General features: G+C 65.3%; 9 protein-coding genes and 1 pseudogene. 8 read left to right on the top strand and 2 right to left on the bottom strand.

Annotated features, from left to right (window positions below; genetic code table 11):
- Positions 1-195 precede the first annotated feature (195 nt).
- The 8 genes and pseudogenes from IVB28_RS25000 (at position 196) to IVB28_RS24965 (ending at position 10,653) form a co-directional block, all read left to right on the top strand.
- Complete coding sequence (locus IVB28_RS25000; protein ID WP_247529723.1) at positions 196-1,446, top strand: MFS transporter; 1,251 nt, start codon at positions 196-198, stop codon at positions 1,444-1,446.
- 200 nt (positions 1,447-1,646) lie between these two features.
- Complete coding sequence (locus tag IVB28_RS24995) at positions 1,647-2,633, top strand: MDR family oxidoreductase (protein ID WP_247529721.1); 987 nt, start codon at positions 1,647-1,649, stop codon at positions 2,631-2,633.
- 112 nt (positions 2,634-2,745) lie between these two features.
- A complete protein-coding gene (locus IVB28_RS24990; RefSeq protein ID WP_247529720.1) occupies positions 2,746-3,345 on the top strand; it encodes a hypothetical protein in 600 nt (199 codons plus the stop codon).
- 160 nt (positions 3,346-3,505) lie between these two features.
- Complete coding sequence (locus IVB28_RS24985; protein ID WP_247529718.1) at positions 3,506-3,757, top strand: hypothetical protein; 252 nt, start codon at positions 3,506-3,508, stop codon at positions 3,755-3,757.
- Between the two features lie 49 nt (positions 3,758-3,806).
- Positions 3,807-4,018 (top strand): annotated as a pseudogene (locus IVB28_RS24980) (methyl-accepting chemotaxis protein); the annotation flags it as partial.
- A 428-nt stretch (positions 4,019-4,446) separates the two neighbouring features.
- The gene (locus IVB28_RS24975) at positions 4,447-6,516 is read left to right on the top strand and encodes a methyl-accepting chemotaxis protein (protein WP_247529716.1); all 2,070 of its coding nucleotides are present in this window, start codon (positions 4,447-4,449) and stop codon (positions 6,514-6,516) included.
- Between the two features lie 187 nt (positions 6,517-6,703).
- Complete coding sequence (locus IVB28_RS24970; protein WP_247529714.1) at positions 6,704-8,674, top strand: HAMP domain-containing methyl-accepting chemotaxis protein; 1,971 nt, start codon at positions 6,704-6,706, stop codon at positions 8,672-8,674.
- Between the two features lie 290 nt (positions 8,675-8,964).
- The gene (locus IVB28_RS24965) at positions 8,965-10,653 is read left to right on the top strand and encodes a methyl-accepting chemotaxis protein (protein ID WP_247529712.1); all 1,689 of its coding nucleotides are present in this window, start codon (positions 8,965-8,967) and stop codon (positions 10,651-10,653) included.
- Between the two features lie 63 nt (positions 10,654-10,716).
- Here the strand turns inward: IVB28_RS24965 and IVB28_RS24960 are convergent, their stop codons facing one another.
- Both IVB28_RS24960 and IVB28_RS24955 read right to left on the bottom strand, forming a co-directional pair.
- On the bottom strand, positions 10,717-13,422 hold the full coding sequence (locus tag IVB28_RS24960) for a DUF2339 domain-containing protein (RefSeq protein WP_247529711.1): 2,706 nt from the start codon (positions 13,420-13,422) through the stop codon (positions 10,717-10,719).
- Between the two features lie 44 nt (positions 13,423-13,466).
- Positions 13,467-14,435: an NAD regulator gene (locus IVB28_RS24955; protein ID WP_247529710.1), complete on the bottom strand. Its 969-nt coding sequence runs from the start codon at positions 14,433-14,435 to the stop codon at positions 13,467-13,469.
- Positions 14,436-14,588: the final 153 nt, after the last annotated feature.

Genomic DNA, 14,588 nt, shown 5'->3' with positions numbered 1-14,588 from the left:
ATCGCCAGATCCTGCCAAACACATTTCCGTCAAGCTCGGCTTGGCGCATCGACGAGGCCACATTGAAACGCAATGCTTCCGCGGCAGCTCCCCGCGGAATGCAACCGTTTTAGACTTGGGATTTTCATGCAAGTGCATTAAATGGCATGGTTGCGGGCGCCGCTTGCGAGTCGCCACAGACAGACGAGGAACACCATGTCGACATCAGCGAGCGAACTTGCTCCGGCCTCACGTTCCTCCAGCTGGCGCACCCCGGCCATCATCATTCTCTGCGGTTGTGCGATCGGCATGCTGGGCTTCGGTCCGCGCTCGGCGCTCGGCTTCTTCGTGCAGCCGATGAGTCACGAATTCTCCTGGGGTCGCGACGTGTTTGGTCTCGCGATTGCCGTGCAGAATCTGTTGTGGGGCTTGGGCCAGCCGCTCGCCGGCGCGGTCGCCGATCGCTTCGGCCTGTTCCGGGTGATGTGCGTCGGCGCTCTGCTCTATGCCGGCGGCCTGCTGTTGATGCGCTACTCCTCGACGCCGTTGTCGCTCAACCTCGGTGCGGGCGTCATGGTCGGTTTTGGTCTTGCCGGCTGCTCGTTCAATCTGGTGCTGTCGGCGTTCACCAAGCTCCTGCCGGCCGAGAAGCGCGGCCTTGCGCTTGGTGCCGGCACGGCGGCGGGATCATTCGGGCAGTTCCTGTTCGCGCCGATCGGCGTCGCCTTGATCGACAATTTCGGCTGGCAGCAGGCGCTTTCCGTGTTCGGCTTCCTGATGTTGCTGATCATCCCGCTGTCGCTGGCGCTCTCGACGCCGCCGGTCGCAAGTGCGGCGACCACGACGCCGGCGGATGATCAGACCTTCACCAGGGCGCTTGCCGAAGCCTTCGGCCACCGCTCCTATGTGCTGCTGGTGCTCGGCTTCTTCACCTGCGGGTTCCAGCTCGCCTTCATCACCGTGCATCTGCCGGCCTTCCTGGTCGATCGCGGCATCTCCGCCCAGACCGGCGGCTGGGTGATCGCGGCGATCGGCCTGTTCAACATCGTGGGATCGCTGAGCGTCGGCTATCTGCAGACCTCACTGCCCAAGCGCTACATCCTCTCGACCATCTACTTCACGCGCGCACTGGCGATCCTCGCCTTCATCACGTTCCCGATCACGCCGTTCTCGGCGATCGCATTCGGTGCGGTCTCCGGCCTGACCTGGCTGTCGACGGTGCCGCCGACCTCGGCGCTGGTTGCGCTGATGTTCGGCACGCGCTGGTTTGCAACGCTCTACGGCTTCGCCTTCGTCAGCCATCAGGTCGGCGGCTTCCTGGGCGTCTGGTTAGGGGGCATCGTCTTCGAACGCTTCGGGTCTTATACGCCGATCTGGTGGCTCTCGATCCTGTTCGGCGTGCTCTCGGCGCTGATCAATCTTCCGATCGTGGAAAAACCGGTTCAGCGGCTAGTGCCGGCGATTTGAAGTTCCTGCGGAGCAAGCCGCGAATTCGTTCAGGAAGTTCAAATCGATAACCGGCACTAGGATGATTTCTTTGCTGCCGCTCCTCTGAAGTTCGCTCCCCGCGTGCCGATATGGTTGCGAACTTCGGGTATTGGAGCGCCAGTTGCGCAGCCGGCCTGATCGGCTAAACATCCCAGGCAGACAAGTTAGGGAGTTCAGTCGTGGCCACATTCAAGGCGATCCGGATCGATAAGGCGGACAAGGGCACCACCGCCGCACTGACGCAGTTCGACGAAGCCGAGCTGATGGACGGCGACGTCACCGTCCGCGTCGAATGGTCGACGCTGAACTACAAGGACGGCCTTGCGCTCACCGGCAAGGCGCCGGTGGTGCGCCGCTTTCCGATGATCGCCGGCATCGACTTCGCCGGCACCGTCGAGCAATCCTCGCATCCGCAATGGAAGGCGGGCGACAAAGTCGTCTGCACCGGCTGGGGCATGGGCGAGACCCATCTTGGCGCCTATGCCGAGAAGGCGCGGGTGAAGGGCGACTGGCTGGTCGCCTTGCCGCAAGGCCTGTCGGCGCGCGATGCCATGGCGATCGGCACCGCCGGCTTCACCGCGATGCTCTCGGTGCTGGCTCTGGAGAAGCACGGTCTGTCGCCGAAGAGCGGTCCCGTGGTGGTGACGGGTGCTGCCGGTGGCGTCGGCTCGGTCGCCATCGCCGTGCTTTCGAAACTCGGCTACCACGTCATCGCGTCGACCGGCCGCGCCTCGGAGGCCGACTACCTGAAAGAGATCGGCGCGGCCGAGATCATCGACCGCAACGAATTGTCGGCACCGGCCAAGCCGATTGCGAAGGAGCGCTGGGCGGGCGGCGTCGACAGCGTCGGCTCGACCACACTGGCGAATTTGCTGTCGATGACGAAATACGGTGGGGCAATCGCGGCCTGTGGCCTGGCCGCCGGCATGGACCTGCCGTCATCTGTCGCACCCTTCATTTTGCGCGGGGTGTGCCTTCTCGGCATCGATTCGGTGATGTGCCCGATCGAGCCGCGAAAGGCCGCCTGGCAGCGCTTGGCGTCCGATCTGGATCGGACAAAACTATCTGGAATCACTCAGGAAATACCACTCGAGGAAGTTCCGGAATGGGGCGCGAAAATCCTCGCCGGCCAGGTCCGCGGCCGCATCGTGGTAAAAATTGTCTAACGGCGTTCAGACTTTACCAACCAAGCTGCTTCAATGTCGCCATGGTTAGTATGGTAAGCAGCAGGTAAAGAGATAAGGCATCGCCCGCTGCGGGGTCGGTTCGGAGTTGAGCATGCTTGCGCGTATTGTGTTGGGGGCTGTCACGGCGGCAGCAACGTTTGCGCCGGCCGTTGCCGGAAGCATGAATGCCGACGAGGCGCGTCGCTTCGTGGCCGGCAAAGTGTTCGCCTTCACGTGTTTCGACGGCACCCGCGGTGCAGGCCGCATCCTCGACGACCTCGGTGCCGCCGGTGCGGTGCAGTTCTCGGGCGCAGGCCCGGTGAAGCATCTCCGCTTGCCCGGCAACACGCTCCAGATCCGCGGCCAGAACGTCTGCGCGTCGATCAAGGGGATTCCGTTCGAGCCCTGTTTCAATCTTGAAAAGACCGATGATCGCAGCTTCCGCGGCTCGGTGTCGGGCATGGGCTTCGCCTATTGCGACTTCCATCACCAGGGCGGCAACCAGATGCTGATGGCCCGCGCCGCGGCGCGGCCGCGCTCGTTGCACAGGTCGGAGCACACCGGTTCGGTCGGTCCGTCCAACACCGAGATTGCCGCGCGCGTGGAGACGCCGCGTGTGGAGAGCAGCCGGCTTGAGCCGGTGAAGTCGGACACCAAGCCGGAGCCTGCCAAGATCGAGGGCCCGCTGGAGCTGCGCCGTTCGACCCAGTGAGACCCTGCGCATCAGTCCGCGCATCTTGTCGTTGAAGACGTCCATCGAACACGAAGCCGCCGCGCCGTAGTCATACGGACGGCGGCTTTCATGCCTTGGTAGCTGTTCGCGCTCCACTTTGCGTATGGCCGGGGGCGCGGCCCGATAAAAGGGTTCGACGATGTCGCTGTACTTCTTCCGCATCAGCACCGGCCGCTATTCCGGCGCCGCCGACCAGCCGTACGAGTTCGAGGATCGCACAGCCGCCTGGACCGAGATGACAGAGGTTTGCGCCAACCTGCTCAGTGGCATCGCCCGCGGCCTGAAGCCGAATGCGGAGTGGTGCATGGAGCTGCTTGACGAGAACAAGCAGCCGGTCTTCCGGATCAGCCTCGTCGGCGAGAGCCATCCGCTGCCCAATCGCCCCGGCTGACGCCGTGCTTCTACGGCCCGATTTCTTCAGAGATCAGCGAGCATGGGGAGAGCAGGGCGCGGCGACGCAGGAGATTTCCCGTAACGTGCAGCAGGCGGCGGAGCACTCAGGTGTCGTCCAACATCACCGATGTGCAGCGCGGCGCGCGCGAGACGGGTTCAGCGTCCTCGCAGGTGCTATCCGCCGCGCAGATGCTGCGGCGACAGCAACCGCCTCAAGCTCGAGGTCAGCAAGTTGCTCGGCACCGTCCGGACCGGCTGAGCATCACGTCCAAAGCACCTCGCCAAAAGCGACTCGCGAGACGACCCGCGTTCCTAACGCGGGTTGCTTTCGCGTGATGATGGTCCTTAAACGCCTCGGACAAGACGGGACGAGAGCACGGCTGCAAGAGACCGCAGTGGCCACCTCAAGCTGAAATTTACAACTTTCTGGCGATGTTATCTCTTCAATTTCAACTATTTGGCCCGAAATCTCAGTATTTCTCCGCAGCCGGTCGTTAACCAGAATGCGGAGCTCTGAGCGCTAGTTTCGTGGGCAAGGGCGATCAACGCCCATGCAGCTTGCAACGACTTGGCTGCGTGTTTCCTTTGGGGAAACGTACCATGTTGAGCCACAGTGATAGTCAGTTGATCCGAACCGGGGCCGCCAGCGGATGGCGGCGGCTTGGAGAAGTTCGGATCGGCACGATCTTGCCAACCATCATCTCTGCCCTGGTGCTGCTCGGATTGGCCTCGGCTGGATTCATTGCCTTCGAGGCCATCGTCAAGAGGCAAGAATCAGAAGCGTTCCTGAAGGTCAATGGAGCTGCCCAGCTGCTGTTGCGCAGCGCAGGACATTGGGCAATTGAACGCGGGTTGACCAACGCGGCGTTGAAGTCGGCCGAAGTCGCCGGCTCCGACCGGCGTGCCGAAATCGGAAAGGCGCGTGCGACGGCGGACGAGGCCTTCCGCAGAGCCGCCCTCGATATCGGAGCGATTCCCGAAATGGCGGCGGGGCAAAGGCAGCTTGCGGACGCCAAGGCGAAATTCGAAGCGCTGGGTCTCTTGCGCGAGAAGATCGATGCCGGCCTTTCGCGCCCACGCGCCGAACGCGCGCCTGAGGTGATGGATGGCTTCGTTCCAGCGATCACAGAGGTGATCGAGGTCGCGAGCAACCGCTTGCGCTTGACACTCGAAACTCTCACCAGCCCGCCGGTAGCAAGGCTGGCTCAACTCATCGGCCTGCGGCATCTGACGGCTCAGATGGCCGAGAATGCCGGAAGAGAGCGCGCCTTTCTGGCAGGGGCCGTCGGATCCCATGCAAAGCTCGGCAAGGAGGGCTTCGAGCGCCTTTCGGGGCTGCGCGCCAAGGTCGAGCTTGCGTGGGACACGGTCGTGCCGGTGCGGCTGCGCTCGGACCTTCCCGTGCAGGTCGGCGAGGCGATGACGGAGGTCGAAAACACTTATTTTGGCGTCTACGGCGAAACGCGTGTGACTGTGCTTGCCGGCGCCGAAAGTGGAGACTACAGGATCACGGGACCGGAATACTTCGCGCGGGCTACTGCCGGCATCAGCGCTATTCTGAGGCTCGGAGAGGCTATTGGTGCTGCCGCCGATCGCGAAGCCACGATGCAGGCAGAAACCAGCACTCGCAATTTCGCTTTCACGGTCGTGTTGCTCTGTGCCTCCCTGGTGCTCGCCGGCGTCAGCTTCTGGATCACCTTTTCGCGGATTCTTAAGCCGCTTTCAGCCATTTCGGTTGCGATGGGCGGTCTCGCCAATGGTGACTTCACGACCGACGTACCCGGCACCGGCCGAGGTGACGAGGTCGGCGAGATGGCGCGCACCGTTGAAGTCTTCAAGCTGAACGGTATCGAGGTCGAACGCATGCGCGGCGAGCAGGCTGCGGCCGAGGCGCGGGCGGCTGAGCAACGCAAGTCCGAGATGCACAAGCTGGCCGACGGCTTCGAAGCCGCAATAGGCGAAATCGTCGATACCGTGTCCTCGGCTGCGACCGAACTGGAAGCCTCGGCGTCGACGCTGACGTCGACCGCGGAACGCGGGCAGGAACTCACCACATTGGTGGCTGCCGCCTCCGAAGAAGCGTCCACAAACGTGCAGTCGGTGGCCTCTGCGACCGAGGAACTATCATCCTCGATCACGGAGATCAGCCGGCAGGTGCAGGAATCAGCGCGCGTCGCGGGCGAGGCAGTGCGCCAGGCCCGCACCACGACCGACCGCGTCGGCGAGCTATCCGCGGCCGCGGCGCGGATCGGCGACGTGGTGGAATTGATCAACACCATCGCCGGCCAGACTAACTTGCTGGCGCTCAACGCGACGATCGAGGCCGCCCGCGCCGGCGAGGCCGGTAGGGGCTTCGCCGTGGTCGCCTCCGAGGTCAAGGCGCTCGCCGAGCAGACTGCGAAGGCGACGGGCGAGATCGGGCAGCAGATCGCCAGCATCCAGAGCGCGACCGAGCATTCGGTCGGCGCCATCAAGGACATCAGCCACACCATCGAGAAGCTGTCGGAGATTTCTTCCACCATCGCGGCTGCCGTTGAGGAGCAGGGCGCGGCGACGCAAGAAATTTCCCGTAACGTGCACCAGGCGGCGGAAGGTACTCATCAAGTGTCGTCCAACATCACCGACGTGCAGCGCGGCGCCAGCGAGACGGGCTCGGCGTCCTCGCAGGTGCTGTCCGCCGCGCAGATGCTGTCCGGCGACAGCAATCGCCTCAAGCTCGAGGTCGGCAAGTTTCTCGGCACCGTGCGCGCCGCCTGACGGCGGCGCCCTTCGCAGCCTGCAACCAGCGCGTGACTGCGCGGCGGTTGCGCGCGTTCGTATTTCGACGTTGCGATCCGTGCCGCAGGGTTAACCTTCCGGAAAACCGACGCAGTCATGATGCCCGCAATATTCCGGGCGCTGAGTCGCCCTTCGCGTGTTGCGTCTCAATCGTTGGAGCAGGTTCATGAGCGGCATTTCCATTCGCCTTACTCATAAGGTCATGGCGATCGGACTGTTCGGCCTCATCGGGCTCGTCGCCTTCGGCGCGATCTACGAGATCGGCAGCCGCTCCCAGGACAGCTCCCGCGACGCTGCCAACCGCGCCCGCGCGATCGCCGATCTCAACAAGCAGCTCTCGATCGAGATGCTGGAGGCTCGCCGCAACGAAAAGAATTTTCAGCAACGGCGCAATGAAAGTTACGCCAAGGCGCATGCCGAGCTGATCGGCCCGATCAATCGCGACTTCGAGGAGGTGGAGCGGCTGATGTCGGCGGGCGGCATGAGTGCGATGTCCGACAGGATGAAGCAGGCGCAGGACGGCTTCAAGCGTTACGCGTCGGACTTCAATGCGCTGGTCGCCGCCGAGATCAAGCTGGGCCTGAACGAGACGCTCGGCCTGTCCGGCTCGCTCCGCGCCGCGGTACACGACATCGAGGCCAAGCTGAAGGAGATCGACGATCCCAGGACCACGAGCTGGATGCTGATGATGCGCCGGCATGAGAAGGACTTCATGCTGCGGCGCGACCCAAAATACATCGTCGAGATGCGGAAGGCCGCAGCCGAATTCTCCAAGGCAATAGAGGTCGTCGCGGTCCCAACGGCGGTGATGAATGAGGTCGCGGCCAAGCTGCAGAAATATCAATCCGAGTTCGCATCCTGGGTGGAGGCCGCGCAGCAAACCGCGGCACTCGACGACAGCATGATGAAGACGTTCCGTGGGTTAGAACCGGGTATGATCGAGGTGCGCAACACAGTCGAAGGCCTGTACAAGCAGGCCGAGGCGGCGGAAGCTGCGACCCGCGAGGCTGTGCGCACGTCGATGATGGTCGCCTTCGCCATTGCCGTCGTCGTGCTCGCCGCGGTCGGCTTCCTGCTCGGACGATCGATCTCGAAGACCCTTGCCGCCATGGTCGGTGCGATGACGCGGCTTGCGCGCGGCGAGCTCTCGATCTCCGTTCCCGGTATCGGGCGCAAGGATGAAATCGGCGAGATGGCCGGTGCCGTCGAGGTGTTCAGGAGCAACATGGCCGAGGCCGATCGGCTGCGCACCGAGCAGGCCGAGGCGGACGTGCGCGGGCGCGCGCAGCGCAAGCAAGACATGCAGCGGCTCGCCGACACGTTCGAAGGCGCGGTCGGCGAGATCATCGGGACGGTCTCGTCGGCGGCAACCGAGCTCGAGGCGTCGGCGAACACGCTGACCCAGGCCGCCGAGCGCGGCAACGGGCTTGCCACCGCCGTGGCGGCGGCCTCGGAGGAGGCGTCCGCCAATGTGCAATCGGTTTCCGCAGCCAGCGAGGAGATGACCTCGTCGGTCTCTGAGATCAGCCGCCAGGTGCAGGAATCGGCGCGCGTCGCCGACGTCGCCGTCGCGCAGGCCCAGCACACCAATGCGCGCGTCACCGAGCTGACGAAGGCCGCCTCCCGCATCGGCGACGTGGTCGAGCTGATCAACACCATCGCCGCACAGACCAACCTCCTTGCACTCAACGCCACGATCGAGGCGGCGCGGGCGGGCGAAGCCGGCAAGGGCTTTGCCGTGGTCGCAACCGAAGTGAAGGCACTTGCCGAGCAGACCGCGAAAGCCACGGGCGAGATCGGCCAGCACATCGGCGCGATCCAGGCCGCGACGGAGGACTCGGCCGGCGCGATCAAGGAGATCGGCGACACCATCGCCAAGATGTCGGAGATCTCGTCGACCATCGCCGCTGCGATGGAGGAACAGGGTGCCGCCACGCAGGAGATCTCCCGCAACATCCAGCACGCGGCACAAGGTACCTCGGAAGTCTCCGCGAACATCGCCGACGTCCAGCGCGGCGCCGGCGAGACCGGAGCGGCTTCGGCGCAGGTTCATTCGGCCGCGCAGTCGCTGTCGCAGGAGAGCAACCGGCTCAAGAGCGAGGTCGCGCGCTTCCTGGACTCGGTGCGGGCGGCCTAGCGGCGCTCGTCAATTCGAGCAGTGTTGCAGCGCGTCAAGGGCGGCGCGCTCGCACCACAGCACGTGATAGCCGCGTGCCGCAACAAATGATTGCAAGGAAAATAATGCGCACCAGGCTGCGCCCGTAGTTTTACGTAGGATCATGTTAACGCCTGCTTGCGAGTATCAAGGGCAATCTTGCGGGATAAGAACCAGCCAGCACTGTTGAACTGACTGCCGCTCGGTCGTCCGTTGTGACGCCCGTGTTGCAGGTGGAATGCGCGTTGCTGGGCATTGTTGGGATTTGTGTGATGTCGAAACTGTCGATCGTCTTCAAGCTGCTGACCGTGTTGTCAGTTCTCGTTCTCTCGCTCGCGGGTGTCGGCGTGACAGCGATCGGCACGATGCAGAACATCAACGCCCACACTGTCGAAATCGCGGAGAGCTGGCTGCCGAGCGTGCGTGCGCTCGGATCGATGCGCGCCGACATCAATGAGCTGCGCGTCGCGCTTCGCCTGCATCTGATGCAGGACACCGCCGAAGGCAAGGAAGCCGCCGAGAAGCGCCTTGCCTCGTTGCGCGAGCGCATCGAGAAGACGCGCAAGGTCTACGAGCCGCTGATGACGGTCGCCGAGGAACGCTCGCTCTACGAGCAATGGAGCAAGGCGTGGGCCGAATATCTGAATGGCGTGCAGGAGACGATGGCGCTGTCGCGCAAGAGCGTCGGCCGCTTCCCGACCGATGCCAACGAGATGCTGCAGACCAAGGTCGCCAAGATGGCGCAGGCCGCCGATCCGCTGCTTCAGAAAGCGATCGAGCTCAACAACAGGGGCGCCGAGCTTGAGACGAAGCAGGCGGCCGACAGCTACGCCACGATTTTCCGCGTGCTGGTCGGCATCATCGTGCTCTCCGTCGTGATCGCGATCGGCGCCGCCTATTATCTCGTGCGCGACGTCTCCCGTGGCATAGCCTCGATCATCCGTCCGATGCAGTCGCTCGGCCAGGGCGACCTCTCGGCCGAGGTGCCGCATCGCGGCGAGAAGACCGAGATCGGTTCGATGGCGGATGCGCTTCAGATCTTCAAGGAGGCGCTGATCGCCAAGAAGGCCGCCGACGAGGCGGCCGCGCGCGACGCCGAGGCCAAGATCGAACGCGGCCGCCGGGTCGATGCGATCACCACCAGGTTTGAAGCCATGATCGGCGAGGTGGTCGGCACGGTCTCCTCCGCCTCGACCGAACTCGAGGCGTCGGCCTCGACGCTGACCGGCACCGCGCAGCGCGGCCAGGAGCTCGCGACCGTGGTTGCGGCTGCGTCCGAGGAGGCCTCCACCAACGTGCAGGCGGTCGCCTCCGCATCCGAAGAACTGTCGTCCTCCATCACCGAGATCAGCCGCCGCGTGCAGGATTCGGCGCGGATGGCGGCAGAAGCCGTCGAGCAGGCCGCGCGGACCAACGAGCGCGTCAACGCGCTGTCGCAGGCGGCCTCCCGCATTGGCGACGTGGTCGAGCTTATCAACACCATCGCAGGCCAGACCAATTTGCTGGCACTGAACGCCACCATCGAGGCGGCGCGCGCGGGCGAAGCCGGCCGTGGCTTCGCGGTCGTCGCGTCGGAAGTCAAGGCGTTGGCCGAGCAGACCGCGAAGGCGACCGGCGAGATCGGCGCGCAGGTGTCGGGCATCCAGGCCGCGACGCAGGAGTCCGTCAGCGCCATCCAGGAGATCGGCGGCACCATCGAGCGGCTGTCGGAAGTGTCCGCAGCGATCGCCGCCGCCGTCGAGGAGCAGGGCGCCGCGACCCAGGAGATCTCGCGTAACGTTCAGCAGGCCTCGGTCGGCACGCAGGAGGTCTCGGCGAACATTACCGACGTGCAGCGCGGTGCGATCGAGACGGGCGAAGCCTCGGTCGAGGTGCTGTCGGCGGCGAAATCGCTGGCGACCGACAGCACGCGTCTCAAGGTCGAGGTCGCGCAGTTCCTGGAGTCGGTCCGCGCGGCCTGATCCTCAGGAGCATGATCCGGAAAAGTGCGAAGCGGTTTTCCGAAAAGATCATGCTGAAACAATTCAGCTAACCGTCTGCGGAGCCGGCGGCGGCGCGACCTGCCGCCGGAATAGGATGCGCTGGTACAGCCAGCCGATCGCGACCAGCACGATGCCGAGACACATGAACGACAGCGCGCGGTAGACGCCTGTCAACGTCGACATATCGATCACGAAGGCCTTGAGGATCGTCAGCGCGATGACTGCGGCCGACGCCAGCCGCGCGCGCTCCGAGTTGACGAGGATGCCAACGCCGAGCAGCACCACGCCGAAGCCGAGCCAGCCGATCGAATAGGTGTATTGCTCCGCCCCCGTGGTGCCGCCGTAGAGCAGGACCGGGCCGTGATAGAAGCGGCGGATCTCCAGCGTCACGTAAGCGAGCGCGAACACCAGCGCGCCGCCTGCGATCGTGTTGGCGTAGGCGACGGGGCGATGGCCCGCCACCGCATAGGACAGCAGCAGCATCAGCACGGCCGGCAGAGCGTAGCCGAGCAGCAGCAGGTTGAAGATAAGGCCGCCGACATTGACACCGGAGAACAGCAACGGGTTCTCCAGGATAAGGAGGCCGAACACACTGATGAACCCGGCAATCGCAGTGAGCACGATCGCACCGACATTGTGCACGATGCTGTGGCTGCGCAGCCGCAGCCGTTCCAGCCCGATCGCCATTGCGAGCGTGATGCAGACCTGCAGCCCGAATTCGAGCAGCGAGGGGGCCGCGGTCATACGGCCGCCGGTCGCAAAGTGCCGGATCTCCATGAACGTGAGCAGCGCGGTGAACAGAATCGCGGCGGTCTCGACCATGCGCAGCGGCGCATCGTCGGCCCGGCGCCGCAGGAAGATGCTCGCGCCCCAGAACGATGCCGCGGGCACGCCGTAGCCCCAGAGCAGCCAGTTGAAGATCGGCGTGGTGCCGACGGCATCGCCGACGATGCACGGATCATAGGCGATGCGCGCGGTGACGAGCCCCGCGAAGATGGCGGCGAGCCAGCGCAGGAACGGGATCGGCCGCTGCAGCGAGATCCAGGCGGTGCCGAGCGACATCAGCGCCAGCGCGATCGTCAGCCAGCCCTTCTCCAGAGCGAAGGTCAGCGCCAGCGCCAGCGCACCAAGCGTGCCGGTCGCGAACAAAGCGGTCGAGATCATGGTGCCTGGCCGGGTCTCGCGGCGCGTGAGAGCCTCGGTCGCGGCGCCGAACGCCGCGGCGAGCAGCACCGCGAGGATTGCAAACGGGATCGAGCGGTCGAGATGAGCGATGCGGGCGTAGAGCGCAACCAGGATCGCGATCGGCGTCGCCACTGCCGTTGCCGACCACACCACCGGGATGATCGCCGAGTTCGAACGGCCCTGGGCGAGAAAGCCCGCAATGCCGAAGCCGGCGGCAAAGAGCGCGGCCGTCACCAGATGCAGCGTCACGGAGCTGTCAATCGCGGTCGGTCCGAGGCCGGACATTGGGCCGCCCGGCAGCACCAGCATGTCCGGATTGGCCCGCACCGCCCATTCGGCGAACACGATGAAGACGGTCGCCGCGGCTGCGCCGAGCGCGCCGGTGGCCGCCGGCGCGCGCCAGGCGACGAGAAGCGTTGCGCCGACGAGAAGTGCAAACGCGATCAGCGCCAGATCGGCATGCGCGCTCGACAGCACGATCAGCATCGCGCCGAACAGATAGGCGCCGAGCGAGCTCGATGACACCGGCTCGATCTCGCCGTCCTCGATCGTTGGCCCGAACATGAAGCCGCAGACGACGAGGAGGGCGGCGAGCACGAAGCCTGCCATGACATGGAAGGCGTGCGGCGCGACCTGCAAGCCTTCGGTGTCCAGACCCGGGAAGACCCACAGCACGGCGAACCCGATCGTGGTGACCGCCAGCCAGCGCCATAGCCGGATGCGGGCGAGGCCGAAGCTCGCGGCGGTGACGACCGCGAGGTAAATGTAAAGCGCCCAATAGTCCGGCTTGCCGCTGGAGACGAGGAGCGGCGTCACGAACGCGCCGACCACGCCGAGGCCGGCGAGCGCCGGTCCGTGCAGCAGCGCGGCGGCGAGCGTGCACATGGCGACGATGCCGAGCAGCACGAAGGCGGTGGCAGGCACGAGGAAGCCGTAGAGCGCATAGGCGGCATAGATGGTCGCGAATGCCACCGCCGTACCGGCGGCGGTGAGGATCGCCGGGATGTTGGCGATCGGCAGCGCCTGGATGTTGGAAATGCTCTCCTTGCGCCGCGACCACTCGCCGGCCCCGAGCAGCGCGGCTGCGAACAGGCCGCCCAGAAACACGCGCACGCCGGGGCCGAGAAGGCCGGCCTCGATCGAATAGCGCACCATGAAGAAGCCGCCGAGCGCGAGCGCAAGGCCGCCGATCCACACCACCCACCGGGTGCCGAGCTGCTCCTCGAAACCGGGCGCAGGCGCGGGCAGAGGCGGAGGCGGCGCATCGGCTTCAGGGACCGCTTCGAGCGGCGGCGGCGAAACAGCTTCGGTAACGAGCGGCGAGGCCGGTTCAGTTTCCGGCACAAGCGGCGGCGGCTCCGCGGTATCGGTCGTGGTGGCGGGCGCCTGCTCCCAAACAGGTGTGAGCGGCGGCGGCTGCAGCTGCCGCTGTGCCTGAAACATCTCTTCGAGCAAATTCAGTCGCCGGCGCAGCTCACCCGCCTGGCCGGAAGCCTTGATCGCAATGAGGAACGCGGCGATCGCTATGATCCACGCAAAGACATCAAACGGGCCGTCGAACATGTAGCCTCCAGGCGATCGACGGGGGCCGATCACGAAATCCTTGTCTAGCGCCGGGGGCGGACGCGCAAGCCTGGTGCGGGCCGCTCCTGGAGCACGTCGCGGCGGAAGCGGTAGAGCGCCGCCGGCCGCCCGCCCGTCTGTGTCGACATCACCCCGGTCGGTTCGACCAGGGCTTCCATTTCGACCAGGCGGCGGAAATTCTGCTTGTGCAGGTGCCGGCCGGAAATCGCCTCGACCGTATGCTGCAGTTCGGTAAGTGTGAATTCAGGCGGCAAAAGTTCAAAGACCACAGGACGATACTTCAGTTTTGCACGCAGCCGCGCGATCGCCGTGGCGAGAATCCGGCGGTGGTCGAACCGCATCGAGGTGCCGAGCGGGGGAAGCGTCTTGCGCGCTAATGCCGCAGGGCGGCCGTCGCGCCGCGCTTCCTCGACCAGCCCGGCCTCGTACAGCAGCTCGTAGCGGTCGAGCACGCGCTCCTCGTCCCAGGCCGCTCCGTCCAGGCCAAAGTAGAATCGCACGCGATCCCTACGCGGCAACGCGCGAACCGTCTCCGGCCTCTCCTCCGCGGCCCACACGGTCAGCGCGGGGACGATGTCGCGGGCGATGATCGCGGGCGGCTCCTCGCGCCAGTCCTCCCAGGGGAAGAAGCGATACCATGGCGCGAAGCTCGCCGCGTTTGCTGCAAGCTCGCCGTCCACCGCGCGTGTCAGTGCGAGATAACCGATCGACACCATATGCGCCTCGGTATCGCCGGCCTCGGCATGCCGGCCGCGATCGCCAAAGGTGTAGAGCTGCTCGACATAGCCGAGCCGCAAGCCCGCCTGTTCCTCGACCCAGGCGCGCAGGCCGATCTCGAAGGTGCGGTGCGCGAGCGCGTCGAACGGGCCGAACGGCAGGCCGGCAAGCCCGTCACTGCCGCGCGCGGTCAGGATCAGCGGCTCGTGGTCCGCGATCGCGACGATCGCCGCGGTCAGCCCGATCTCGATCGGCGTCAGGAGCGTCTGGCTCATGCGGTGACGATCGCAGCTGTTGCGCGAAGGACCTGCCAATAGATTGAACCGGCCTCTCCCCGGGCTCGCTGCAACCTCTCCTGCTTGCGGGAGAGGTCGGCGCGTAGCGCCGGGTGAGGGTTCTCTCCACGCCGGGACTTCCCCGATGCGGAA

The sequence above is a fragment of the Bradyrhizobium sp. 199 genome, assembly GCF_023073355.1.
Classification (GTDB): domain Bacteria; phylum Pseudomonadota; class Alphaproteobacteria; order Rhizobiales; family Xanthobacteraceae; genus Bradyrhizobium.
The sequence above is the reverse complement of the archived record's forward strand: the minus strand, read 5'-3'. Positions and strand labels throughout refer to the sequence as shown.